At 55.6% G+C, this 23,370-nt stretch carries 20 protein-coding genes and 1 tRNA gene; 11 read left to right on the forward strand and 10 right to left on the reverse strand.

Annotation, left to right across the window (positions count from 1 at the left end):
- Positions 1-6: 6 nt before the first annotated feature.
- The 6 genes from dppB to HMPREF3178_RS20605 all read right to left on the reverse strand — a co-directional run bounded on the left by dppB (position 7) and on the right by HMPREF3178_RS20605 (position 7,812).
- The gene (gene dppB / locus HMPREF3178_RS20580) at positions 7-1,026 is read right to left on the reverse strand and encodes a dipeptide ABC transporter permease DppB (protein WP_004106742.1); all 1,020 of its coding nucleotides are present in this window, start codon (positions 1,024-1,026) and stop codon (positions 7-9) included.
- A 107-nt stretch (positions 1,027-1,133) separates the two neighbouring features.
- Positions 1,134-2,741, reverse strand: a complete 1,608-nt coding sequence (gene dppA, locus HMPREF3178_RS20585; protein ID WP_004116299.1) for a dipeptide ABC transporter periplasmic-binding protein DppA — start codon at positions 2,739-2,741, stop codon at positions 1,134-1,136.
- Positions 2,742-3,629: 888 nt separating this feature from the next.
- Positions 3,630-3,706: transfer RNA gene (locus HMPREF3178_RS20590), tRNA-Pro, on the reverse strand.
- A gap of 89 nt (positions 3,707-3,795) precedes the next feature.
- On the reverse strand, positions 3,796-5,484 hold the full coding sequence (eptB, locus tag HMPREF3178_RS20595) for a kdo(2)-lipid A phosphoethanolamine 7''-transferase (protein WP_004116305.1): 1,689 nt from the start codon (positions 5,482-5,484) through the stop codon (positions 3,796-3,798).
- A gap of 241 nt (positions 5,485-5,725) precedes the next feature.
- Positions 5,726-6,928, reverse strand: a complete 1,203-nt coding sequence (locus HMPREF3178_RS20600) for an L-lactate MFS transporter (RefSeq protein WP_017145261.1) — start codon at positions 6,926-6,928, stop codon at positions 5,726-5,728.
- Positions 6,929-7,167: 239 nt separating this feature from the next.
- Positions 7,168-7,812: a lipase gene (locus tag HMPREF3178_RS20605; RefSeq protein ID WP_017145260.1), complete on the reverse strand. Its 645-nt coding sequence runs from the start codon at positions 7,810-7,812 to the stop codon at positions 7,168-7,170.
- A 159-nt stretch (positions 7,813-7,971) separates the two neighbouring features.
- On the opposite strand from HMPREF3178_RS20605, the gene tag reads away from it, so the two are divergent.
- Together tag and HMPREF3178_RS20615 are read left to right on the forward strand one after the other, a co-directional pair.
- The gene (gene tag / locus HMPREF3178_RS20610) at positions 7,972-8,553 is read left to right on the forward strand and encodes a DNA-3-methyladenine glycosylase I (protein WP_004106751.1); all 582 of its coding nucleotides are present in this window, start codon (positions 7,972-7,974) and stop codon (positions 8,551-8,553) included.
- A complete protein-coding gene (locus HMPREF3178_RS20615) occupies positions 8,531-8,977 on the forward strand; it encodes an N-acetyltransferase (RefSeq protein WP_016807727.1) in 447 nt (148 codons plus the stop codon). The genes tag and HMPREF3178_RS20615 overlap by 23 nt, the downstream gene beginning before the upstream one ends.
- Here HMPREF3178_RS20615 and HMPREF3178_RS20620 read toward each other — a convergent pair.
- A complete protein-coding gene (locus HMPREF3178_RS20620) occupies positions 8,940-11,270 on the reverse strand; it encodes a molybdopterin guanine dinucleotide-containing S/N-oxide reductase (protein ID WP_017145259.1) in 2,331 nt (776 codons plus the stop codon). The genes HMPREF3178_RS20615 and HMPREF3178_RS20620 overlap by 38 nt on opposite strands.
- 167 nt (positions 11,271-11,437) lie before the next feature.
- Between HMPREF3178_RS20620 and HMPREF3178_RS20625 the strand changes: the two genes are divergently transcribed.
- From HMPREF3178_RS20625 to ghrB, 6 genes are all read left to right on the forward strand, one after another.
- Entirely contained in the window at positions 11,438-12,100 is a 663-nt protein-coding gene (locus tag HMPREF3178_RS20625) for an OmpA family lipoprotein (RefSeq protein ID WP_017145258.1), read from the forward strand.
- A gap of 94 nt (positions 12,101-12,194) precedes the next feature.
- Entirely contained in the window at positions 12,195-13,211 is a 1,017-nt protein-coding gene (locus tag HMPREF3178_RS20630; protein ID WP_004106759.1) for a LacI family DNA-binding transcriptional regulator, read from the forward strand.
- A gap of 108 nt (positions 13,212-13,319) precedes the next feature.
- Entirely contained in the window at positions 13,320-14,069 is a 750-nt protein-coding gene (locus HMPREF3178_RS20635) for a sugar phosphate isomerase/epimerase family protein (RefSeq protein WP_016807725.1), read from the forward strand.
- Between the two features lie 3 nt (positions 14,070-14,072).
- The gene (locus tag HMPREF3178_RS20640; RefSeq protein WP_017145256.1) at positions 14,073-15,011 is read left to right on the forward strand and encodes a sugar kinase; all 939 of its coding nucleotides are present in this window, start codon (positions 14,073-14,075) and stop codon (positions 15,009-15,011) included.
- Positions 15,012-15,112: 101 nt separating this feature from the next.
- On the forward strand, positions 15,113-16,393 hold the full coding sequence (locus tag HMPREF3178_RS20645; protein WP_004106766.1) for an MFS transporter: 1,281 nt from the start codon (positions 15,113-15,115) through the stop codon (positions 16,391-16,393).
- 24 nt (positions 16,394-16,417) lie between these two features.
- Positions 16,418-17,389, forward strand: a complete 972-nt coding sequence (gene ghrB, locus HMPREF3178_RS20650; protein ID WP_016807724.1) for a glyoxylate/hydroxypyruvate reductase GhrB — start codon at positions 16,418-16,420, stop codon at positions 17,387-17,389.
- Positions 17,390-17,446: 57 nt separating this feature from the next.
- Here ghrB and HMPREF3178_RS20655 read toward each other — a convergent pair whose 3' ends face one another.
- A complete protein-coding gene (locus HMPREF3178_RS20655; RefSeq protein WP_004106769.1) occupies positions 17,447-18,157 on the reverse strand; it encodes a DUF3053 domain-containing protein in 711 nt (236 codons plus the stop codon).
- Between the two features lie 633 nt (positions 18,158-18,790).
- Between HMPREF3178_RS20655 and HMPREF3178_RS20660 the strand changes: the two genes are divergently transcribed.
- The 3 genes from HMPREF3178_RS20660 (at position 18,791) to cspA (ending at position 21,152) form a co-directional block, all read left to right on the forward strand.
- The gene (locus HMPREF3178_RS20660) at positions 18,791-20,149 is read left to right on the forward strand and encodes an MFS transporter (RefSeq protein ID WP_004106772.1); all 1,359 of its coding nucleotides are present in this window, start codon (positions 18,791-18,793) and stop codon (positions 20,147-20,149) included.
- A 236-nt stretch (positions 20,150-20,385) separates the two neighbouring features.
- Positions 20,386-20,679 (forward strand): HTH-type transcriptional regulator, encoded by a 294-nt coding sequence (locus HMPREF3178_RS20665; RefSeq protein WP_004106774.1) that lies wholly within the window; start codon positions 20,386-20,388, stop codon positions 20,677-20,679.
- A gap of 260 nt (positions 20,680-20,939) precedes the next feature.
- Complete coding sequence (gene cspA / locus HMPREF3178_RS20670; protein WP_000014594.1) at positions 20,940-21,152, forward strand: transcription antiterminator/RNA stability regulator CspE; 213 nt, start codon at positions 20,940-20,942, stop codon at positions 21,150-21,152.
- A gap of 94 nt (positions 21,153-21,246) precedes the next feature.
- Here cspA and HMPREF3178_RS20675 read toward each other — a convergent pair whose 3' ends face one another.
- The gene (locus HMPREF3178_RS20675) at positions 21,247-22,866 is read right to left on the reverse strand and encodes an ABC-F family ATP-binding cassette domain-containing protein (protein WP_017145255.1); all 1,620 of its coding nucleotides are present in this window, start codon (positions 22,864-22,866) and stop codon (positions 21,247-21,249) included.
- Between the two features lie 303 nt (positions 22,867-23,169).
- Positions 23,170-23,322: a type I toxin-antitoxin system toxin HokA gene (gene hokA / locus HMPREF3178_RS20680; protein ID WP_004106778.1), complete on the reverse strand. Its 153-nt coding sequence runs from the start codon at positions 23,320-23,322 to the stop codon at positions 23,170-23,172.
- Between the last annotated feature and the right edge of the window lie 48 nt (positions 23,323-23,370).

Raw genomic sequence — 23,370 nt, forward strand, 5'->3', positions numbered from 1 at the left:
GGCCCCTTACTTCTTATGCCGGATACGCGGGTTCACCACGCCGTACAATAGGTCGACCAGCAGGTTGACGAGAATAATCATCGTCGCCACCAGCAGCACCCCGCCCTGCACCACCGGATAGTCGCGGCGCTGCAGCGCATCAATCAGCCAGCGGCCAAGGCCCGGCCAGGAGAAGATGGTTTCGGTCAGGATAGCCCCCGCCAGCAGCGTACCGACCTGCAGGCCGATAACCGTGACCACCGGCAGCATCGCGTTACGTAAAGCATGCACGATGATTACCCGCATCCGCGTCAGGCCTTTCGCGCGCGCGGTACGGATATAATCCTCACCCAGCACTTCCAGCATCGACGAACGGGTCATACGCACGATCACCGCCAGGGGAATCGTCCCCAGCACCACTGCGGGCAGGATCATATGCATTACCGCATCAATAAAGTCGCCCGGCTCGCCCCAAATCGCGGTATCGATCAGCATAAATCCGGTCAACGGCAGGGTATCGTCAAGGAAGACGGTATCGCTGATACGCCCGGAAACCGGCGTCAGATTGAGCTGCACCGACACCAGCATGATTAGCATCATGCCCCACCAGAAGATGGGCATAGAGTAGCCGGTCAGCGCGAGGCCAACGGAGGTGTGGTCGAAGATAGAGCCGCGCTTAACCGCCGCCAGCACGCCCACCGGGATACCGACAATGACGGCAAAAATCATCGCGCAGACGCCCAGCTCCATCGTGGCTTTAAAGCGCGGTACGAACTCTTCCCAGACGGGAATACGGCTTTTCAGCGAGATGCCCAAATCACCGTGCATCACGCCCCAAATATAGTTGACGTACTGCTGCCACATCGGTTTATCAAGGCCCATCTCGGCCAGCAGCTGCGCGTGACGTTCAGGGGAAATACCACGTTCGCCCGCCATAATCATCACCGGGTCGCCGGGAATCATATGAACGAAGGCAAAAGTGAGAAGGGTAATACCGATAAATGTCGGGATGACAAGTCCCAAACGTCGGAGAATGAACTGCAACATAACCCGGATTCTCTCTAGTGACGACCCGCCTGGTGACAGGACGTCTGTATTGCTCACAAATGTCAATTCCCTCTCCCCAAGGCGGGGAGAGGGGAAACACGCTGTTATTATTCGATAGAGACGTTATCGAAGTGGTGTTTACCTAATGGATCGACCACGTAGCCTTTGACCTCTTTACGCACCGGCTCATAGACGGTGGAGTGAGCGACGATCAGCGCCGGCGCCTGGTCATGCATCACAACCTGAGCCTGTTTGTACAGCTCAATACGCTTGTTGTGGTCGTCGGTAGCGCGAGCCGGTTGAATCAAGTCTTCAAACGGCTTGTAGCACCAGCGGGAGTAGTTAGAACCGTCTTTTGCCGCGGCGCAGCTAAACAGGGTCGCGAAGAAGTTATCCGGATCCCCGTTGTCGCCGGTCCAGCCCATCATTACGGTCTGGTGCTCGCCCGCTTTCGCGCGCTTGAGGTATTCACCCCACTCGAAGGTCACGATCTTGGCCTGGACGCCAACTTTAGCCCAGTCGGCCTGAATCATCTCAGCCATACGGCGCGCGTTCGGGTTATACGGACGCTGTACCGGCATCGCCCACAGGTCGATGGTAAAGCCTTTTTCCAGTCCTGCCTCTTTCAGCAGCGCTTTCGCTTTTTCTGGATCGTAGGTGTAGTCTTTAATGTCGTCGTTATAGCCCCACATGGTCGGCGGGATCAGGTTCTTCGCGGCCTGGCCGGCGCCCTGATAAACGGCTTTGATAATCGCTTCTTTGTTTACCGCGTAGGTCAGCGCCTGACGAACTTTGACATCATCCAGCGGCTTCTTCTCGGTGTTGAAAGAGAGGTAGCCGACGTTCAGACCCGGCTGTTCCAGCAGGGTGATATTTTTGTCTTCCTTCATGCGCGCGATGTCTGCCGGGTTCGGGTACGGCATGATCTGGCATTCATTTTTCTGCAGCTTAGCGTAGCGCACGGAAGCATCAGGGGTGATGGAGAAGACCAGGCGATCGATTTTCGGCTTAGTGCCCCAGTAACCCGGGAAGGCTTTATAGAGAATACGGGAGTCTTTTTGATACTGCAGCAGCTGGAACGGACCGGTACCGATTGGGTTGAGGTCCACTTTCTCCGGCGTACCGGCTTTCAGCATGTTATCGGCATACTCTTTTGACAGAATAGAGGCGAAGTCCATAGCGAGGTCGGCAAGGAACGGCGATTCCGGACGGGTCAGCACGAACTGGACGGTATTATCGTCCACTTTCTTCACTTCGCTAATCAGGTCTGGTAATCCCATGCCTTCAAAGTATTCATAGCTGCCGCCAGACACTTTGTGGTACGGGTTATTGGTATTTTTTTGTCTGTCGAATGAGAAAACGACGTCATCGGCGTTCAGCGTGCGGGTCGGTTTAAAATCTTTGTTATCCTGCCACTTCACGTCTTTACGCAGATGGAAAGTATAGGTTTTTCCGTCTTCACTAACTTCCCATTTCTCCGCCAGGCCCGGAATAACTTCCGTGGTGCCGGTTTTGAATTCTACCAGGCGGTTATAAATTGGCACTGAGCTGGCGTCATAGGTGGTACCAGAGGTGAAGAGCTGTGGGTTAAAGCCTTCCGGCGAACCTTCTGAACAATAAACCAGGGTCTTCGCTTGTACGCTTGCTGCGACGGTCATGGCAACCAGGCTCAGACCAAGCTTCAGCATCCCTGATTTCTTCAAGGAAATACTCATTATTCTGCTCCAAATGTGATGTTGTTTGCATATATCCGCCAGACCTTTATTTATTTTTATTCGTCATATTTCGAACTACGGATGCGTCGGCTGCGCTCGATCGCTCCAGTCACATAGCCATCTATGCTCCTGGGGATTCTCAAGCTTGCCGCCTTCCCGCAGCTCGAACTATTTAGAATATACCCGGTCCGGTCGGTGGTGCCCGAAAGCGTTGAGAGAGATGGGGATTCCTTTCGCAAAAACGACTGAGTTGCAGTACGGATTCTCCATGAAATGCCCCTCATGCCCTACAATCTGTCAACAGAATGGGGAAACGTCAATACAGCCAACCTGGTTTTACATCCGGGGTGAGAATCGGCAGGCAAAGATTAAAAAAAGTGCAATGCGCTATTTCCAGCAGAGAAATTTATGCTAGCGGCCAATAGACAGAATAAAGCCCTTTATATTTTTCAACAGGCAGTCATAAGCAATTCCAGGAAATGGTAAAAATTTCTTGCGATGTGACCAATATGTGAGCGATAAATAGCGTGAACGTTAAAACGCACAGCGGAAAATGCTGAAGTTATCCATAAGCTTCGCGAAAAAAGATCGGAGCATATATAAAAAAATACAATGGAAGATGTCACAAAATAGGGAATTGGCGGCAGGAAATGAGGATGGATGCGTTTTTTCACACTCTTAGCAGGCAGCGCCTTTTCCCGGAGGCGATGCTGCGCATCTGTCCGGGCTACCTGCCCGCAAACAATGCTGAACCTGTAGCCCGGGCAAGGCGCTTTGCGCCGCCCCCGGGAGCGGTGTGCGATGCGGCTAATTTCCCGGAGGCGATGCTGCATATCAGTAAAAGCTACAGATGCAAAAAAGCCTGCTCGTTGAGCAGGCTTTTGAATTTGGTCGGTGATAGAGGATTCGAACCTCCGACCCCTTCGTCCCGAACGAAGTGCGCTACCAGGCTGCGCCAATCACCGAATGCGGGCGCATCTTACTGCTGCGATACACACCCGTCAATGCCTTATTATGAAAAAGTCGCTCAAGCGGCGAGAAACTCGCCACTCCGCTACGGCTTTTTCGCCGCAGCGTCAGGAACGTGGCACCAGTTGTTATATTGGTTAATCCCGCCATCCGGCGAAGTATAGCCAAGACAGCCCATAATGGTGTCATACAGCTCTACGTGGCGGCGCGGCACCTTCATGGCTGCCTGCTGCTTCAGGCGAGCAAAAGAGGCGGCATGATCGGGAGACGCCAGATACTTATCCGACATCCATACCATCATCGGCACGCGGAACTGCTCCGGCGGCGCCATCTTGCGAGGCGTACCGTGCAGGTGCTCGCGCTCATTAATGGACTCGCCGTGGTCGGCGGCATAGAAAACAATCGCTTTCTTATCCCGCAGCTGATCCAGCACGCTGACAATAAAGTGATCGACATAGGTCACGCTGTTATCATACGAGTTAATCAGCTCAGCCTTCGAACACTTATTATCGACGCCAACGCACTCCGGCTGCCACTGCGCAAAACTGCGCGGATAGCGCTGGGTATAGTTAAAGTGCGACCCTTTGGTATGCAGAATAATCAGATGCTTACCATTGGGATTCTTCGCCAGACCGCGCTTCATTTCGTCCACCAGCAGCATATCGTCAACGCTCTTGCCGCGGTTACTCGGCTCCGCGCCAATCTGCTCGCGATAGGCGATATTGTTCGCCATCGTGTTGCTGTAGAACCACATCTCGCTCTGCATGGCATACAGGTCGCCGGTAAAGCCAAGCTGATGCAGAACGGCAAAAACGTTCTGCTCTTTCAGCGTCCGCTGCGGATTATCATCCGCCCCGCCCTGACGGACGAACATACAGCGCAGGGACAGCTTAGTCGCGGTATCACAGGAGTATCCGCGAAAAGCGACCAGGTTTTTCTCCTGCGCCAGCTTAGGCGTGGTATTACGGCTATAGCCCAGAATCCCCATATGATCCCAGCGGGTGGTTTCGCCGATGATAAACACCACGTAGGTATCGTCGAGCCCTTCGGGCGCCACGTAGGTAAATTTTTTCGCCGGATTAATCAGGGATTTAGTATCCGATGACTCATCAACCTGCGCCCACGCGTACAGCCCCAGCGCCGAAAGCCAGTTTGACGGCAGGTAGGAGTTAGCCACTACGCCGCCGTAGCTTGGCAGATCGACCTCTGAGCTCCGCTCGAAGTTCTTCTGACGGACCTCCAGCAAACGGATTGGCCCCCAGACCATCAATCCCGCCAGCAATACGATCGTAATATTCTTCATCCGCTGACCAGGGGTACGAATTTGCCGCAGCAGCGTGAAGCGGCAGCGGTTGCTCCAGATAAGCAGCAGCGGCAGCGCGCTCATCAGCACCAGCCAGAGGATCAGGTGCCAGCCGATCACCTCTCTGGATAAGTCGATGTCGGTGGTCATCACCGAGGCGATAATCCCGTAGCCGATCACCACGTTCAGGAAGGTCATGTAATAGCTGGCGGCAGCGGAGAATAGAACGACGATAGTCGCGAGGATACGCCAGACCCGGCGTCCGAACAGCGACAAAATACGCAGCAGAAAGAAGGTGACCAGGAAAGTCCCGACCAGTTCCACTGCCCCTGAGAGTCCTTTCCAGATGGTAAATTCCTGAGCGTACCCTTCGAAGCGGCGGAAGAGTACGGCAGCGTTCATAAACCAGCCGATGTACAGCGCCAGCCAGATACTGAGCTTCAGCTGCGTCATCGTTTTAATGTATTTCATGCAAAAAACCTGGAAAACGAAGAGATAAAACCGCCCGACTTAAGCAATATAAGTAAGCAGGTTAATAAAGTGCGTTTAGCTTGGTTATAAGAAACCTCTACAATGCGCGCTAAGTAGACCACAGCGGAAGGGAAAAGTATCAGGAGGGAATGTGATCCAACCAAACATTTACAAAACATTTGGTTGGATTGGCACTATTAGCTTAGGTGATTAATCATCGAGACCACGATAACGCCCGGTTTCAGGCATGCGCTTCGTGATAAATCTCACTTTTCGGCTGGCGGATGGTGGTCGATAGCGCCAGGGAGAGAATCAGCAGCGCAAAGATGACGCAGAAGGTCACGTAGAAACCGCCGAACAGGGACGCAATCAGGGAACCGCAAATGCTGCCGATACCAAAGCCGAGATAAATCACGCCGTAGTTTTTCGCCAGGTTATTGAGGCCAAAGAATTCGCTGACCAGCGACGGGAAGACGGTAATCGTACCGCCGAAGTTAAAGGCCACGCAGGCAATGGCGGCGAAGAAAGTGGTGGCGTTCAGCGGAGCGAACAGCAGCGCCGCCATACCGATAAGCGAAACAACCTGCCCGATGGTAATCACTCGAATACGGGACATTTTATCAGACAGGATCCCCAGCACCAGGCGACCGCTAAGGTTAGCGATAGAGATTACCGTAACCGCGTTAGCTGCCGTCGCCACATCAAGGTGCACCATCCCCTGGGCAATATCTTTCGCCACGCCAATCACGTACAGGCCGCTCATGCAGGCGGTCAGGAACATTACCGCCAGCATCCAGTACTGTGGTTTACGCATCGATTCGGCAAGGGTGAAGTCGTTTTCGACGACGCCGTTGTTGGCGGTAGCGGTATGGTTCGGTGCGTCTTTCATCAGCGTCGCGCCGAACACAATCATCACCAGCACGATTGCGCCCCAGATAATAAAGGTTTTCTCAAGGCCGACCGTCGCCAGCAGATGGGAATCAATAAATTTAAAGCCCAGGCTGCCAAGCCCATAAGAACCGATGGAAAAGGCGGAGATCAGCCCCTTACGTTCCGGGAACCATTTGACGCAGTTTGACAGCGTGAGCAGATAGCCGGCGCCATCCGCCAGCCCCACCAGCAGGCCCGCGCTCAGCCACAGCATCATCAGGCTGTTTGAATGAGCGGTAAGGAAGAAACCGAGGCCCAGCAGAACGCCTGACGCCATGGTGACGCGTTTGACGCCAAAACGTTCCTGTAATTTACCCGCCACGGATGAGGAGAGCGCCAGACCAAGGCTTAGCAGGCCAAATGAGAACGCCACCTGGCTTACCGGTTCGTCCAGCTTGGCGGAAAGGGAACTATTGAACAAACTCCATGTATAAACCGATCCCAGCGCAAATTGCGTAATGATAGTGCCGAGCAGCGTGAGCCAGCGGGTGTATTGACGGTTTGCAGCGTTCATAGCAGTTGTCCTGAATAATTAACTGCCGCCACCATAACGAAGTCCCCTGTAAGCCTGGGGAAAAAAGGCATGAGCTGCCGCTACTGCGGAATGAAATGCATAAAAGACGGAATGAATGACATTGCAAAACATTCACGCCTTAAATATTTACTGCAAAGTTAGTGTCCACTATCGCTGCAAGATGCGTCAATGCTGTAACTGATACGTTAATAAATTAAATAAAACATGATACAAATAAATTAAAAATTGGCGCTCACGCCCATTAAATAGAGATAGTTTTCCCCGGAGGGCACATTATCCGCCTGCGATAGCGCCGCCCAGGCGGCTATATGGGGGTTAAGCGACATATCCGCGCCAAAGGTCACGTCCCGCCAGGCGCCATCCTGCGCGCGATTCGGCCCGCCAGAATCCGTCGTTAATCCCTGGTTATAGCTCACCTGCGCCCACGGATGTACGCCCCATAATTTCTGGTAATCGACCCGCCAGCCCAGCGTATTCACATAGCCGGCTCCGGCGGCATTTCGGCTAAGCGGCGGCGAAGTCAAATCGGAATGTAAACTGGCTACCGGACCGGACGTCATGCCCTCGAGCAGAGAGAAATTCCAGCCGACGCTCATCCCACGAGCGCTATCTGCCGGGGATACTGCCTTATTAAATGCCAGTCCTGGAGGATCGTCGGCCGCATTTATCCGCTCCGCGAGAATATCTTCATAGCGCGGTTGGTGATCGCTGTCCCATGTATAGCGTTCCGCTGTATTACTTTTTGTATCGATAGCGATATATTCCTGTTGCCAGGCATTCGCACCGGCAACACACGACGCCCAGACGGATACGCACGCCGGGACCAGGAATCCCCGGAGGCCATTGCATTTCTTTATTATCATTAATGCGACTCCAAAAAGAGCCGAAACGGCAAAGTTGCTGTGTTTTTTTATGGGGTGCCCTATTCCTGCTGTGGGAATAATAACCCTGTATTAACTATTATCTTTATCTTTCAGCCGTCAAGTTGAACGACTGATTTTTATGACAAAAGGGAGAGGCAGATGCAACGTTGCGGATGGGTCAGTCAGGATCCTTTATACATTGAGTATCACGATAGCGAGTGGGGCGTTGCGGAAAAGAATCCTCGTAAGCTGTTTGAGATGATTTGCCTTGAGGGCCAGCAGGCCGGACTATCGTGGATCACCGTGCTGAAAAAGCGTGAAAACTACCGCAACGCTTTTCACCAGTTTGACCCGGTTCGCGTCGCCGCGATGGGTGAAGAAGATATTGAACGTCTGCTTCTCGACGCCGGTATTATTCGCCACCGCGGTAAAATCCAGGCCATCATCGGCAACGCTCGCGCCTTCCTGGCAATGGAAGAAAATGGCGAACCTTTCGCAGATTTCGTCTGGTCGTTCGTCGACAATCAACCGCAGGTGACGACCGCCGCCACGCTGGCGGAGATCCCGACAACCACCCCCGCTTCTGACGCGCTATCGAAAGCGCTGAAAAAACGCGGCTTTAAGTTTGTCGGCTCCACTATCTGCTACTCCTTTATGCAGGCCTGCGGTCTGGTCAATGACCACGTCACCGGCTGTTTCTGTCGCACAGGAGGCCAGGATGATTCACCACTGGGACGCTAGCGAAACCGGCCCGCTGCTTGAGCTGTGGCTGGAAAGTACGATCCACGCGCACCCGTTTATCGCCGAAAGCTACTGGCATGATAGCCTGGCGATAGTGCGCGACGTTTATCTGCCCGCCGCCCAAACCTGGGTATGGGAACAGGATGGCATGCTGAAGGGCTTTATCAGCGTAATGGAATCCCGCTTCATCGGCGCGCTGTTCGTTGCGCCGGACGCCGTCAGACAGGGTATCGGCAGCGCGCTAATCGGCGAAGTCAAAAAACACTACGGCTGGCTCAGCCTCGAGGTATATCAGAAAAACGTTCAGGCGGTAAATTTCTACCATGCGCAAGGCTTCCGCATTGAAGACTGCGCATGGCAGGATGAAACCCAGCATCCAACCTGGATTATGCATTGGTCGGCGGATCAAATGCCGTCAGCGTAAGCTCGGGTCCGGTATATTTTTCCAGCCAGGCCAGCGCCGTATTTCCGGCGCAGCCGTTGCCCAGCCGCGAGGTGGGAATATCTTTGGTGAGCACGTTTACCGCACCATTTTTGCAGATACCCGCCTGAGCGTCGAGATCCGGCCACGCCCCTTCATGCAGGCAGATAACCCCCGGACGGATACCCTCGGTTACCACTGCGCCGGCCAGCACCTGACCGCGTGAATTCCATACCCGCACCAGATCGCCATCGGCAATATTGCGCGCCTGCGCATCCTGCGGATGAAGGGTTAACGGTTCACGGCCCGCCACCGCGTACCGTTCGCGCAGCGACGTCTGGTTGAGCTGGCTATGAAGGCGATGCGCCGGATGCGCGGAAAGCACCTGAAGCTGGCCTGCCTGCGCATTGCCGTGCCACTCGTCCGGCTCCAGCCACATAGGATGCGGCGGGCAATCCGCATAAGCAAACCCGGCGATGGTCGGCGAGTGAATTTCAATTTTTCCGCTGGCGGTTTTCAGCGGATTCGCCAGCGGATCGGCCCTGAAGGCGGCAAAGCGGGCGAAACGCGCGTTTTCAGGATTTTCCGGCATTTCAATCAACTGATTGTCCTGCCAGAACTGGGCGAACGGCGGCAGGGAAACCTGCTGCGCCGCCCCGCGCTGGGCGGCAATCTGGTAAAACGTCTCCAGCCACTGCAGATCGTTTTTACCCTCAGTGAAGCGCTCCCGCCCGCCCGCTTCCCAGCGCTCGCTGAGATCGGCGAAGACCTCGAAATCATCGCGCGCTTCATCGCGCGGCGCGACCACCCGCTTCATCGGCACCAGATGCTGGTTACTGTAATCGCCGGTCATCGTCATATCGTTGCGTTCAAATGAGGTTGTCGCAGGCAGGACGATATCGGCATGGCGCGCCGCTGCGGTCCAGAAGCATTCGGAAATCACCACCAGCTCCGGCTTTTGCCAGGCGCGGATCAGGCGATTGGTATCCTGATGATGGGTAAAGTTGGCGCCGCCCGCCCACCAGATAAAGCGGATATCCGGGAAGCGGCGTTCCATACCGTTATGTTGATAAGACGCACCGGGGTTTTCCAGCGCTTCAACGATGCGCGCGACCGGGATTTTTTCCACTGCATCGGTACCGCCCGCCACACTGCCCTGCATTGAGGCCAGCACCGCCGCGCGGCGCGTAGGGTTGCCGCCGTTGGCAAAGTGATAGGAGAGGCCGAAGCCTCCGCCCTCGGTGCCAATCTGGCCGAGCATGGCGGCAAGGGTCACCAGCATCCAGTGCTTTTGTTCGCCAAACTGCTGGCGCTGCATTCCCCAGCCGGACATTAACATGGTGGTGTTTTCGTGGAAAAGTTGTGCCAGTTCGCGAATTTTCTCCGCGCTAATGCCGCAGATCGCCGCCGCCCATTCCGCCGTTTTGGCCGTTCCGTCGCTCTCCCCGGTCAGATAGCGGGCGAAAACGTCATAGCCGCTGGTGCAGCGGGCCAAAAACGCCTCATCCTGCCAGCCGTTTTCCACCAGCGTATGGGCGATACCGAGCATCAGCGCCACGTCGGTGCCCATATGCGGGGCGATCCACTCCGCCGCGTCGCCAAAGAATTCCGCCGTTTCCGATCGCATTGGATCGATGCAGATCACCCGCTTCCCGCTCTGACGCAGACGATCGAACCACGGGATGCCCTGCTCATCGGAAGCGTTCCAGGCAATTTTTAGCGTATTTAATGGGTTAGCGCTCCACAGCACCACCACATCGCTATGTTCCAGCACCATTGGCCAGCTGGTCTGCTGCTGATAAACCTCATTACCGCCAACCACATACGGCATGATCGCCTGCGCCGCGCCGGTGGAATAATCGCCCAGATGCCCGGTATAACCGCCCGCCAGGCTCATATAGCGCTGGAGCAGCGTCGCCGCTTTGTGCAGCACGCCGTTAGAACGCCAGCCGTAGGAACCCGCGAAGATGGCGCTCGGGCCATAACTGTCGCGAATGCGTCGATGCTGAACGTGAATCAGATCCAGCGCCTGCTCCCAGCTCACCCGCACAAACTCGTCCTGCCCGCGCACGCCTTGTGGGCTTTCTGGCGAGGCGAGGAAGCCCTTACGCACCATCGGGTAACGTACCCGAGTTTTGCTGTGCACCTGATCGCGCACGGCAGTTTGCAGGGAGTTGGCGAAAGGCGTATCAAGCGCTCCGCGCGACGAGATGACGTTTTCACCATCGGTTTCGACCAGTATGGGTCCCCAGTGGGCGGCGGTCAGAATAGTTTTGGTGGCAGATGAGGTTGGCAAAACGGGCTCCTGGTCAGCGATAGCAGGTGTAGTGACGACAAGTTATTCAGCCGTTCAATGTTATTTACAAATTGAGATGCTCTCTGCGGAATTTTCTCCGGCTTCGGGCGTCATAATCAACCGTCACGGTCGCTGTGGCAAAGAATAAAAAGGATTAAGGAATTAAGATGAAAAAACGCGTACTCATGATTGCGGCTATCGTTAGCGGCGCACTGGTCATTTCTGGCTGTACCACCAACCCCTACACTGGCGAACGCGAAGCGGGTAAATCCGGGATCGGCGCGGGCATTGGTTCATTGGTCGGCGCAGGCGTCGGCGTGCTCTCCTCTTCCAAACATGACCGCGGCAAAGGCGCGCTGATTGGCGCAGCGGCCGGTGCAGCGCTGGGCGGCAGCATCGGTTACTACATGGACGTGCAGGAAGCGAAGCTGCGCGACAAAATGCAGGGGACCGGCGTAAGCGTGACGCGCAACGGTGACAATATCGTACTGAATATGCCAAACAATGTGACCTTCGACAGCAGCAGCGCCAATCTCAAACCGGCAGGCGCCAATACCCTGACCGGGGTGGCAATGGTGCTCAAAGAGTATGAGAAAACCGCGGTTAACGTGGTTGGCTATACCGACAGTACCGGTAGCCAGGATCTGAATATGCGTCTTTCTCAGCAGCGCGCGGAGAGCGTCGCCAGCGCGCTTATCACCCAGGGCGTAGCGGCCAGTCGCATCCGCACGACCGGCATGGGTCCGGCGAACCCCATCGCCAGCAACAGCACGGCGGAAGGGAAAGCGCAGAACCGCCGCGTGGAAATTACCCTCAGCCCGCTGCAGTAACCTCCCCCTTTGCCCGGCGAATCGCCGGGCAAAATGCTTGATATAGCGGATTTTCGCGTTAAGGTGTGTGCAGATTTCAGCAAAGGAAGCCACCATGGCGAAAGCGGCGCGAGCAACCATTAGCGATGTGGCGAAAGCCGCAAAGACCGGCAAAACCAGCATTTCACGCTATCTGAACGGCGAGAAGCACCTGCTTTCCGACGATTTGCTGGGACGCATTGAAAAAGCCATTGCCGAGCTCGACTATCGTCCCAGCCTGATGGCCCGCGGCCTGAAGCATGGCCGCACCCGACTGATCGGCCTGATCATCGCCGATATTACCAATCCCTACTCCGTCAACGTGCTCAGCGGTATTGAAGCGGCCTGTCGTGAAAAGGGATTCACCCTACTGGTATGTAATACCAACAACGAGCTGGATCAGGAACTGCACTATCTCGACCTGCTGCGCAGCTACCAGGTCGAGGGGATTGTGGTCAACGCCGTCGGGATGCGCGAGGATGGCCTTAACCGCCTGCAGCAGTCGGCGCTGCCGATGGTGCTTATCGACCGCAAGATTCCGGAATTCGCCTGCGATGTCGTCGGCCTCGATAATACCCAGGCCGCCACCACGGCCACCGAACATCTGGTGGAGAAAGGCTTCGAAGCGCTGTTGTTCCTCAGCGAGCCCCTTGGCTCAGTCAATACCCGTCGCGAGCGCCTGAGCGCGTTTCGCCAGACGCTCCAGCGCCATACCGGCATCGTCGCGGAAAACGCCGAAGTGCCGTTGAACGATGGCGCGATGCTGGATAACGTCCTGCGTCATTTCCACTCCCACCATCGCGGCATGCGTAAGGCGGTAATTTCCGCCAACGGCGCGCTGACGCTGCAGGTGGCACGCTCCCTGAAACGCGTTGGCCTGATTTGGGGCAGCGATATCGGCCTGCTGGGCTTCGATGAACTGGAGTGGGCCGAGCTGGCGGGCGTGGGGATTACTACGCTCAAACAGCCGACCTGGCAGATTGGCTTCGCCGCCGTCGAGCAGGTGGTGCGCCGGATTGAAGGCAGCACCGACCCGGTCTGCGAAAGGGTATTTTCCGGAGAGCTGATCGTCAGAGGCTCAACCTCCCGCTAGCGATCCTTCGTGATGGCGATCATAAATCAGACATCCTGGCCTTTGCTTTGGAACCGATACCATCTAGCGTAATAAGCAACGCATCAGATAATCGTCGGGAGTATTGGGATGGCCAGAAAGATTATTGTCGTTACCGCCGCGTACGGGAATGACCACGTTAAAGCACTGGGCGGGCAGTCCGCCGTCCTGCCGTTTATCGCCGGTTCCGGCGCCGATGGCGTAGAGATCCGCCGCGAACTGTTCACCCCCGATGAACTGTCCCGCCTGGCGGAATTAGCGGCCGACATTGAGCGGCGCGGCCTGCTGGTCTGCTATTCCGCGCCGGAAGCCCTGTTTGCCGCAGACGGCTCGCTCAACCCGCGTCTTAGCGACTTTTTGCAGGAAGCGCAAACGCTCAACGCGCTGTGGCTGAAGCTCTCGCTGGGCCACTTTAGCCACCACGATGACCTCGAAGCTCTGCGCGAAATTCTGCAGGAGAGCGGGATGGCGCTGGTGGTGGAAAACGACCAAACCGACTGCGGCCAGCTGGCGCCGATGCAGCGCTTCAAAGCCGCCTGCCGGGTTAATCAGCTGCCGATCACCCTCACCTTTGATATGGGCAACTGGCTATGGGTCGGCGACTCGCCGGAAGAGGCTGCTCGCCACCTGGCCCCGGCCGTTAGCTATATTCATGTTAAGGCGGCTGAGCCGCACCATTCGCAGTTTCGCGCCGTGCCGCCGGATGAGGCCTCCGCACGCTGGCTGGCGCTGCTCAACAACCTGCCCGCCGATGCCCCGCGGGGGATCGAATTTCCGCTGACTGGCCATGACCTGACGGCCGTGACCCGCCGCTACGTCAAGCTGTTACGTGAGGATTAAGTTATGCAAAAACCATTAGATGTCATCACGATAGGCGAAGCTATGGCGATGTTTGTCGCCACCGAAACCGGCGAGCTGGCCGATGTAGAACACTTTATGAAGCGCGTGGCGGGCGCGGAGCTGAACGTCGCGACCGGTCTGGCCCGCCTCGGCTTAAGCGTCGGCTGGGTAAGCCGCGTTGGCGCGGACAGCTTTGGCCGCTTCGTCCTCAATACGCTGGCGAAGGAGGGGATCGACGCCTGCGGCGTGAGCACCGATAGCCGCTACGCTACCGGCTTTCAGCTGAAATCTAAAGTTGAAAATGGAACCGATCCCATCGTGGAATACTTCCGTAAAGGATCCGCCGCCAGCCATCTTTCGCCGGACGACTTTAACGAATCGTACTTCGCCAGCGCCCGCCACCTGCACTTAAGCGGCGTGGCCGCCGCGCTGTCGGAAAGTTCATACGCCCTGCTGGATCGCGCGGCACGCACCATGAAGGCGCAGGGAAAAACCATTTCGTTCGACCCCAATCTGCGGCCGGTGCTGTGGAAAAGCGAAGCCGAAATGGTGGAAAAGCTTAACCAGCTCGCCTTCCAGGCCGACTGGGTTCTGCCGGGTTTAAAAGAAGGCATGATTCTGACCGGCCAGCAAACGCCGGAAGCTATTGCGGACTTTTATCTCCGCCACGGTGTTCGCGCGGTCATCATTAAAACCGGAACCGATGGCGCCTGGTATAAAACCGCCGATGGCGAACAGGGGGCCGTCGCGGCAATAAAAGTGGATAACGTCGTCGATACCGTCGGCGCGGGCGATGGTTTTGCCGTCGGGGTCATCAGCGCCCTGTTGGAAGGAAAACCGCTGCAGCAGGCGGTAAAACGTGGAAATAAAATTGGCTCCCTGGCCATTCAGGTTCAGGGCGATAGCGAAGGCTTACCCACGCGCGAGGCGCTGGGCGAGTAAACAGATTCAGCACAACGTCAGGCCGTTCTGTACCCTACATGCAGCGCGGCGTAACGAATCTTTTCTATGATGAGCGTCACCTCAATTACAGAGGCAAACCTATGAATAGTTCAACGAATGCAACAAAACGCTGGTGGTACATCATGCCTATCGTGTTTATCACGTATAGCCTGGCATACCTCGACCGCGCTAACTTCAGCTTCGCTTCGGCGGCCGGTATTACCGAAGACCTGGGGATCACCAAAGGTATCTCCTCCCTGCTGGGAGCGCTGTTCTTCCTCGGCTACTTCTTCTTTCAGATCCCCGGCGCGATTTACGCCGAACGCCGCAGCGTACGTAAACTGATTTTTATCTGTCTGATCCTTTGGGGTGCCTGCGCCTCGCTGACCGGGATGGTGCACAATATCCCCGCGCTGGCGGCGATTCGTTTTATTCTTGGGGTTGTCGAGGCTGCGGTCATGCCGGCGATGCTGATTTACATCAGCAACTGGTTTACGAAATCTGAACGCTCCCGCGCCAATACCTTCCTGATCCTCGGTAACCCGGTGACGGTGCTGTGGATGTCGGTCGTATCCGGCTATCTCATCCAGGCTTTCGGCTGGCGGGAAATGTTTATTATTGAAGGGGTTCCGGCGGTAATTTGGGCCTTCTGCTGGTGGGTGCTGGTAAAAGATAAACCGTCGCAGGTCAACTGGCTGGCGGAAAGTGAAAAAGCCGCGTTACAGGAGCAGCTGGAGCGTGAACAGCAGGGTATCAAACCGGTGCGCAACTACGGCGAAGCCTTCCGCTCGCGCAATGTTATCCTGCTGTGCATGCAGTATTTCGCCTGGAGCATCGGGGTTTACGGTTTCGTTCTGTGGCTGCCGTCCATTATCCGCAGCGGCGGCGAGAATATGGGCATGGTCGAAGTCGGCTGGCTCTCCTCGGTTCCCTATCTGGCGGCGACCATCGCGATGATCGTAGTCTCCTGGGCCTCTGATAAAATGCAGAACCGCAAGCTGTTTGTCTGGCCGCTGCTGCTGATTGCCGCCTTCGCCTTTATTGGTTCCTGGGCCGTTGGCGCCAACCATTTCTGGATCTCGTACACCCTGCTGGTGATTGCCGGCGCGGCGATGTACGCCCCCTACGGGCCGTTCTTCGCCATCATTCCTGAGATGCTGCCGCGCAACGTCGCCGGCGGCGCCATGGCGCTGATTAACAGCATGGGCGCGCTGGGTTCGTTCTTCGGTTCATGGTTTGTCGGTTACCTGAACGGCACTACCGGCAGCCCCGCAGCCTCGTACATTTTCATGGGAGTGGCGCTTTTCGTCTCGGTATGGCTTACTTTGATTGTTAAGCCTGCTAATAATCAAAAACTTCCGCTTGGCGCACGTCACGCCTGAAACCTTAACGCAACGGAGAACCGCATGAAGCCGTCAGTTATTCTCTACAAAACGCTTCCCGACGACCTGCAACAGCGTCTGGAACAACACTTTACCGTCACTCAGGTGAAAAACCTGCGTCCGGAGACCGTTTCGCAGCACGCCGACGCGTTCGCTGAAGCGGTTGGCCTGCTGGGTTCCAGCGAAAAAGTCGATACCGCGTTACTGGAGAAAATGCCCAAGCTTCGTGCGACCTCGACCATTTCCGTCGGTTACGATAACTTCGACGTCGATGCGCTGAATGCGCGTAAGGTGCTGCTGATGCACACCCCGACCGTGCTGACCGAAACCGTCGCCGATACCGTAATGGCCCTGGTACTGAGCACCGCGCGTCGGGTGGTTGAGGTGGCCAACCGCGTGAAGGCCGGGGAGTGGACCAAAAGCATCGGTCCGGACTGGTTTGGCAACGATGTGCATCATAAAACCCTCGGCATCGTGGGTATGGGGCGTATCGGGATGGCGCTCGCCCAGCGCGCCCACGCGGGCTTCGGTATGCCGATTCTCTACAATGCCCGCCGCCAGCACCCGCAGGCGGAAGAGCGCTTTAACGCCCGCTATTGCGATCTCGATACCCTGCTGCAGGAAGCGGATTTTGTCTGCCTGATCCTACCGCTGACCGACGAGACTTATCATCTGTTCGGCAAAGAACAGTTCGCCAAAATGAAGTCCAGCGCCATCTTTATTAACGCCGGGCGCGGTCCGGTAGTGGACGAAAAGGCGCTGATTGCCGCGCTGCAGGAAGGGGTTATTCACGCCGCTGGACTGGACGTTTTCGAACAAGAGCCGCTGGCGAAAGACTCCCCGCTGCTGACTATGCCGAACGTTGTTGCCGTGCCGCATATTGGCTCCGCAACGCATGAAACCCGCTATAACATGGCGGCCTGCGCGGTGGATAACCTGATTGATGCTCTGAACGGTAAAGTGGAAAAGAACTGCGTGAATCCGCAGGTGAAGTGAGAAGGGGAAAAAGAAAACCCGGGCGAAGGTGAAGCCTTGCCCGGGCTATCAGAGCCATTAACGAGTCGCGTTAACAGCTGCCGTCCACGCCTGGTTGAAGGCCTGGTGCTGAGCGGCCAGCGGGCCAATCAGCGTATTGTACTGGCTGGCCTGCTGCGAAGTCGGGAACTGAATACCGTTCGCCGCAAAGCTAACCTGGGATTCTTGCTGAGCAATAAAATCGCCTACCTGCACCAGCTGCTGGGTAAAGACCTGAGCGGCCGGAATAAGCGGCTGTAGCGCATTCGCCGGCGCGGTCACGACTTTATTATACACCTGGTCGAAGACCGGCTTGAGATCGTCCCCCTGCTTCAGCGCGCCGTGAGCGGCATCCGCCTGCATTTTTGCATTCTCCAGCTGCTGGCTCAGTACGCCGAGGGCGCCGTTTGCCTGACGCAGCGGCTCGCGCTGGGTGACATAATCCTGCGGTACGCGGATCGCGTTTACGCTATCCACCACCGGACGCAAACCCGCATCCATCGCCTGGCTTACCTGCTGTGAATAGCCATAAATCACCGCATAATCGGAAACGAAAGGCCCAAACTGTTTTTTCTGATCGGCGGTCAGCGTCGGCAGACGTTCGCCGCTACGCATTGCCGTATTTTGCAGGAAATCGATGAACGCTTTGCGCTGATCGCCTTCTTTATCAAAACACCCACTCAGGCTAACCACCATTAACAGGGCCGCAATAGCCGCAAACCAGCGAGAGCAGGACTTTCCTGTCGCCATTTTTTTACTCCTTTCAGCCAAAAAAAGCGCAAACAGACACACACGTGCCAGACGCTGACAAGGATAGTCCAGGTCGGCCTTGCAGGATACCTTTTCCTCACAATCTTCCTCCCTGAAAGCCGGCTTTTTAGCGTTTTAGCGGTCAGTCGCGTCGGCTGTTAAGTTCATCACAATTACCGCTATCATCCGGCATTCGAGCGAAACGCTTAACTATTTGATTTTACTATTATTAAACTATTCTCTTTTCTGCCCACGTCGCAAAGTGGACGATAATCGCACGCTTCCCTTTTCGCCTGCATTGCCTGAACCGCCGTTCGATGATTTTATTAAATGAGCGATTAACGGCTCTTTGTTCGATAATCGCACAAACAACATCAACGACCGCGAGGGAGATAACAATAATCGATACCCCAAGTAATTCGAGTTGCGGGACAAAGCGGTTAACCGTTTTGAACAGCGCTTGCGCTGGCACCGTAAGGGGCGAGGCCTTAAGCCGCGTAACGCGGCAAGTGAGAGAGTCCCAGGCGCTTACTGGTGTAAGTGACTGGGGTGAACGAGCGAAGCCAACGCACAGGCAACTTGAAGTATGACGGGTATATCTCTGTCCCCCGCTCTGCCTGCCAGGAATGCCGCATGAAGAAAACAACCATCGATATTCAGGCTTTTATCAATGAACATCCCTTCACGAAATACCAGTGGATGATTCTGGCCTTATGTTTTATCACCGTCGCGATGGACGGATTCGATACCGCGATAATCGGCTTTATCGCCTCTGACCTGGTACAGGAATGGGGCGTCGAAAAATCGGCGTTAGGCCCGGTGATGAGCGCCGCCTTAGTCGGGCTCGCCGTCGGCGCGCTGACCGCCGGACCGCTCGCCGATCGCGTTGGGCGCAAAAAAGTTCTGATTTTGTCCATTGTGGTTTTCGGCGGCTTCAGCCTGCTGACCGCCTTTGCTACCAGCCTTAATCAGCTAACGCTGTTGCGTTTTCTCACCGGCCTTGGGCTGGGTGCCGCCATGCCGAACGCCGCGACGCTGATGAGCGAATATGCCCCTGAGCGCCGCAGAGCGCTAATGGTCAATCTGATGTTCGTTGGCTTTCCAATGGGCTCCTCGCTGGGCGGTTTTCTCTCCGCCTGGATGATCCCCCATTACGGCTGGCAAAGCGTGCTGGTGCTCGGTGGCGTAATGCCGCTGCTGCTGGCGGTCGTTTTGATCTTTTTTCTACCGGAATCCGCGCGCTATATGGTGGTCAAACGCCAGCCTGCGCAGCGTATCGCCGCGATCCTGCGCCGCATCGCACCTGTTCCTGAGCAGGCGGAATTTGAGCTACGCGAAGCGGGCCAGGTAAAAGAGAAATCGTCCATCGGCGTGATTTTTTCTCCGCGCTACGCCGTCGGCACCGTGATGCTTTGCCTGACCTACTTTATGGGCCTGCTGATCTTCTATTTACTGACCAGCTGGCTGCCGCTGCTCATCCGCGAAACCGGGGCGACGATGAGCCAGGCCTCCATTATCACCGCGCTGTTCCCGCTGGGTGGCGGCATTGGCGTACTCATTCTCGGCGCGCTGATGGATAAGCTCAATCCAAACAAAGTCGTGGCGGTAGGCTGGCTGCTGACGGGGGTCTTTGTTTGTCTGGTCGGTTTCTCAACCCATAACCTGCTGCTGATGGGGATTATGGTATTTATCGCCGGCAGCATTATGAACGGCGCGCAATCGTCGATGCCGGCGCTGGCTGCCGGCTTCTATCCCACTCAGGGACGCGCAACCGGCGTGGCCTGGATGCTGGGTATTGGCCGCTTTGGCGGCATTCTCGGGGCGTTTAGCGGCGCATTCCTGATGCAGGCCCAGCTCTCTTTCGAAACAATTTTCTCCCTGCTGGCTATCCCGGCATTTCTGTCGGCCATCGCCCTGCTGGTGAAATATAAGCTGGGTCAGCGGCAACCTGCGGCTGCGCCAGGCGAAGTGGAGAAGCTGCAAAAGGCGTAATACACCGGCCAGCGGGCGCGCGCTGGCCATTTCTGCTTTTCTTCTGACCTGTTTACAATAATTTGCTTAACTGCTCTCTCTATTACTTTTCAGCACCTTATAGCGTCTGCAACGGACCTGAAGAACCTCTGGTGATAAATAATTATCAGGGTAATCATTCCTGGGCTTTTTTTCCGACTATTCTTAAGAGGCTCTACATAATTCACCCTCCGCCGTATGAAAGAGAGGAGTCCTCAATGGAATATAAAGATCCTGCATTTGAACTGCTGAGCAACCTTGAACAAATTATTTTTAAAGATCAGGCTCAGGCGGCCTCCCTGACGCGTAAGCCCGCCGCATGCATTGAATTTGACCAGCTACGCAAAGGTACCGGGCTGAAAATAGATGATTTTGCCAACGCCATGGGCGTCAGCGTAGCAATGGTACAAGAGTGGGAGTCAAGACGCGTACGGCCTTCGCCCACGGAGCTTAAGCTGATGCGCCTGATACAGGCCAATCCGCAGCTTTCAAGACAGCTTATTGATTCATAATTTTAGCGTTTATAGGTTTCGGCTAGCGGTCCTGCTAAAGGACCGTTTTCAAGCCAACGAAAAAAAAGTTTGCTATCACGACGTGAAAATGCGTTAATGCTCGCAGGTTTGAAGTAAAGACCACAGAGCATTCGAATAGAGCAGTCCTTCAAAGGTTATCCGTTGATACCCCGGTAGTGAACTTTCCCTTTATCGCTTTAAATCTGTAGTCCAGACCGTAACGCCGCAAGGCTCATTTATTTTTTTAAAGGTAATTCACTATGTCCGGTAAAATGACTGGTATCGTAAAATGGTTCAACGCTGACAAAGGCTTTGGCTTCATCACTCCTGACGATGGTTCTAAAGACGTGTTCGTACACTTCTCTGCTATCCAGAACGATGGCTATAAATCTCTGGACGAAGGTCAGAAAGTTTCCTTCACCATCGAAAGCGGCGCTAAAGGCCCGGCAGCTGGCAACGTAACCAGCCTGTAAGCTTAAAAAGCTCAAAATTCTAAGTCCCTGCCATACGGCGGGGATTTTTTTATTTGCAGCGTAGGTCACCGCCATCGTAAATGGCGGATTTCTTTTATAGCCTCTCAAAGCACCAGCCATCTTCCCGCCATGTCAGACTGTGGGACAGCTTCAGCGCCTGCAAGAAAGCTTCATCATGCGAGACCACCAGCATCGCACCGGGAAACCGGGCCAGCGCTTTTTCAATCGCCTGAGTGGATGCCAAATCGAGATGATTCGTGGGCTCGTCCAGCAGCAGAAGCTGCGTGGCATCACGCCGCCAGAGTACGCAGGCCAGCGCCGCCTTCAGTCTCTCGCCTCCGCTCAGGGCCGATAGCGGCAGATCGACTTTATCCGCCCCCAGCTGTAGCTGCGCCAGCTGGCTACGCAACGCGCCTTCTTCTAAGGGCGTATCGCCGAGGTTCAGGTGCTTCATAACCGATAATGACAGGTCCAGCTGGGTCAGATGCTGGTCCAGATACGCCGCGTTAACCGATAAGCGGCAGCGTCCAGCGATCGGCTGCTCCTGACCCAGCAGCGTTTTCAGCAACGTGGTTTTACCGCAGCCGTTGGGACCACGCAGCGCCACCCGCATTGGCCCATCCATCCGCCAGCTCAGCGGTGCCAACATCGTATGCGCCAACCGCACCGCATCCAGTTCCAGCACCTGTTTTCCCGCGGCTATCCGGTTGCCAGGTAACGTAAACATCACCGGGCTCTCCTCTTCCACTCTCTCCCGCGCCTGTACTACCGCGTTGTTAAGGGCGCCATTTTGCTGTCGATGCTGACGCTGCAGGCTGCCGGGACGTTCTTTTGCCGCGCCTTTCCAGTCAACCCGCTCGAATGACGCGATATTTAGCGTATCGACGGTGCGTAACGTTTGCGCGGAACGCCGCTGGCAGGCATCGTGCTCTTTGTGCATCCGCGCGCGGGTACGGCGCCGTTCAGCGACGGCATGATCCAGCGCGGAGCGAGCCGCCTGCTGTTCCAGCTCACGCTGCTGCTGATAATCCGCATAGTTGCCGCCGTAGCGACGCAAAGCCGCAGGCGTCAGCTCAAGGATACGCGGCATGACCGCTAATAACTCCCGGTCATGGCTGGCAATTAGCGCCCCGCCGCGCCATTGTTTAAGCTGCTGGTACAGCCACTCGCGTCCCGGACGGTCGAGATGGTTGGTGGGTTCATCAAGCAGAAGAAAATCGGCGTCGGACAGGAATGCCCCGCAAAGCTGCGCCTTCACTCTTTCACCGCCGCTCAGCGAAGAGGCGGGCCGTGCAGGAGAAAATGTACCTAAGCCAGCCGCAAGAAACGCCGTATCCAGACGATCCGGGAGATCCCAAAAACCATCAAGACGTTCAAGATCGTCACTTCGTCCCTCCCCTCGATCAAGGCGAGCGAAAGCAGCGAAAATGGACTCCAGGCCCAGCAATTCCGCCAGTGTCATCTCTGAAGCCCTATCCCGCAGCTGAGCAACGTAGCTCACGGAAACCATGCGCTCGATGTGGCCGCCAGACGGCGTGTCATGGCCCGCCAGCAAGCGTAAAAGCCGGGTTTTACCGACGCCGTTGCGCCCGACAAGGCCGCAAAGAGAGGAGTCCAGCGATAAATTCAGCGGACCAAAAAGGGTATCTCCTGTCGCAAAGTGACAGGTGACCTGATGCAAAATAAAAGAGGGGATCTGGGCACAATGAGCCATAAGCACTCCTGAATGAAATCAATACTTCCCCTGTTCGCCAATAGCGCTAAGCAAGGCATGAGATTCATCAGTCGTGTTTGTTCATTTGGCGCGTGCTCTCCAGTAAGACGAGGGATTCGTCGGGCCATAGGATAGCCACACCCTGATATGAATTTCAAGCCTGTTTTTTCACCGGATGGCAAAACGGTAAAAAAAAGCCTCCTGAAAACAGGAGGCAAATTATTTATTTGATGAAAAAAACAGGGTGCCTTGAGAATGCTTCACGCCGTAAGAATGGCGGAGATCGCTCTCCGCCACCGTCTCTTACGTTTTAATCCCACAGGCTAAGAACGCCACCAGCTCAATATTCCCCTGTCTGAGCTGTAATTCACACAGCGAATCACGCACCATCCAGGTAAATAATAAAATAGTGAAGCAAATCACTATTAAGCTAAACAACAGATACTTTTGCGGCATTCCTCGCCTCCCGTGTGTGTAAGTTCACAGAGATATTGCAATTGCCTC

It is taken from the genome of Klebsiella sp. HMSC09D12 (assembly GCF_001808475.1).
Lineage (GTDB): Bacteria > Pseudomonadota > Gammaproteobacteria > Enterobacterales > Enterobacteriaceae > Klebsiella > Klebsiella oxytoca.

Excerpts from the sequence above, each read along its gene's own strand:
- cspA (WP_000014594.1), top strand. The coding sequence starts at position 20,940 with ATGTCCGGTAAAATGACTGGTATCGTAAAATGGTTCAACGCTGACAAA.
- HMPREF3178_RS20625 (WP_017145258.1), top strand. The coding sequence starts at position 11,438 with ATGAAAAAACGCGTACTCATGATTGCGGCTATCGTTAGCGGCGCACTG.
- HMPREF3178_RS20665 (WP_004106774.1), top strand. The coding sequence starts at position 20,386 with ATGGAATATAAAGATCCTGCATTTGAACTGCTGAGCAACCTTGAACAA.
- HMPREF3178_RS20640 (WP_017145256.1), top strand. The coding sequence starts at position 14,073 with ATGCAAAAACCATTAGATGTCATCACGATAGGCGAAGCTATGGCGATG.
- HMPREF3178_RS20605 (WP_017145260.1), bottom strand. The coding sequence starts at position 7,812 with ATGATAATAAAGAAATGCAATGGCCTCCGGGGATTCCTGGTCCCGGCG.
- HMPREF3178_RS20655 (WP_004106769.1), bottom strand. The coding sequence starts at position 18,157 with ATGGCGACAGGAAAGTCCTGCTCTCGCTGGTTTGCGGCTATTGCGGCC.
- HMPREF3178_RS20635 (WP_016807725.1), top strand. The coding sequence starts at position 13,320 with ATGGCCAGAAAGATTATTGTCGTTACCGCCGCGTACGGGAATGACCAC.
- HMPREF3178_RS20630 (WP_004106759.1), top strand. The coding sequence starts at position 12,195 with ATGGCGAAAGCGGCGCGAGCAACCATTAGCGATGTGGCGAAAGCCGCA.
- HMPREF3178_RS20660 (WP_004106772.1), top strand. The coding sequence starts at position 18,791 with ATGAAGAAAACAACCATCGATATTCAGGCTTTTATCAATGAACATCCC.
- eptB (WP_004116305.1), bottom strand. The coding sequence starts at position 5,484 with ATGAAATACATTAAAACGATGACGCAGCTGAAGCTCAGTATCTGGCTG.
- dppB (WP_004106742.1), bottom strand. The coding sequence starts at position 1,026 with ATGTTGCAGTTCATTCTCCGACGTTTGGGACTTGTCATCCCGACATTT.
- HMPREF3178_RS20615 (WP_016807727.1), top strand. The coding sequence starts at position 8,531 with ATGATTCACCACTGGGACGCTAGCGAAACCGGCCCGCTGCTTGAGCTG.
- HMPREF3178_RS20645 (WP_004106766.1), top strand. The coding sequence starts at position 15,113 with ATGAATAGTTCAACGAATGCAACAAAACGCTGGTGGTACATCATGCCT.
- dppA (WP_004116299.1), bottom strand. The coding sequence starts at position 2,741 with ATGAGTATTTCCTTGAAGAAATCAGGGATGCTGAAGCTTGGTCTGAGC.
- HMPREF3178_RS20675 (WP_017145255.1), bottom strand. The coding sequence starts at position 22,866 with ATGGCTCATTGTGCCCAGATCCCCTCTTTTATTTTGCATCAGGTCACC.
- hokA (WP_004106778.1), bottom strand. The coding sequence starts at position 23,322 with ATGCCGCAAAAGTATCTGTTGTTTAGCTTAATAGTGATTTGCTTCACT.
- ghrB (WP_016807724.1), top strand. The coding sequence starts at position 16,418 with ATGAAGCCGTCAGTTATTCTCTACAAAACGCTTCCCGACGACCTGCAA.
- HMPREF3178_RS20600 (WP_017145261.1), bottom strand. The coding sequence starts at position 6,928 with ATGAACGCTGCAAACCGTCAATACACCCGCTGGCTCACGCTGCTCGGC.
- tag (WP_004106751.1), top strand. The coding sequence starts at position 7,972 with ATGCAACGTTGCGGATGGGTCAGTCAGGATCCTTTATACATTGAGTAT.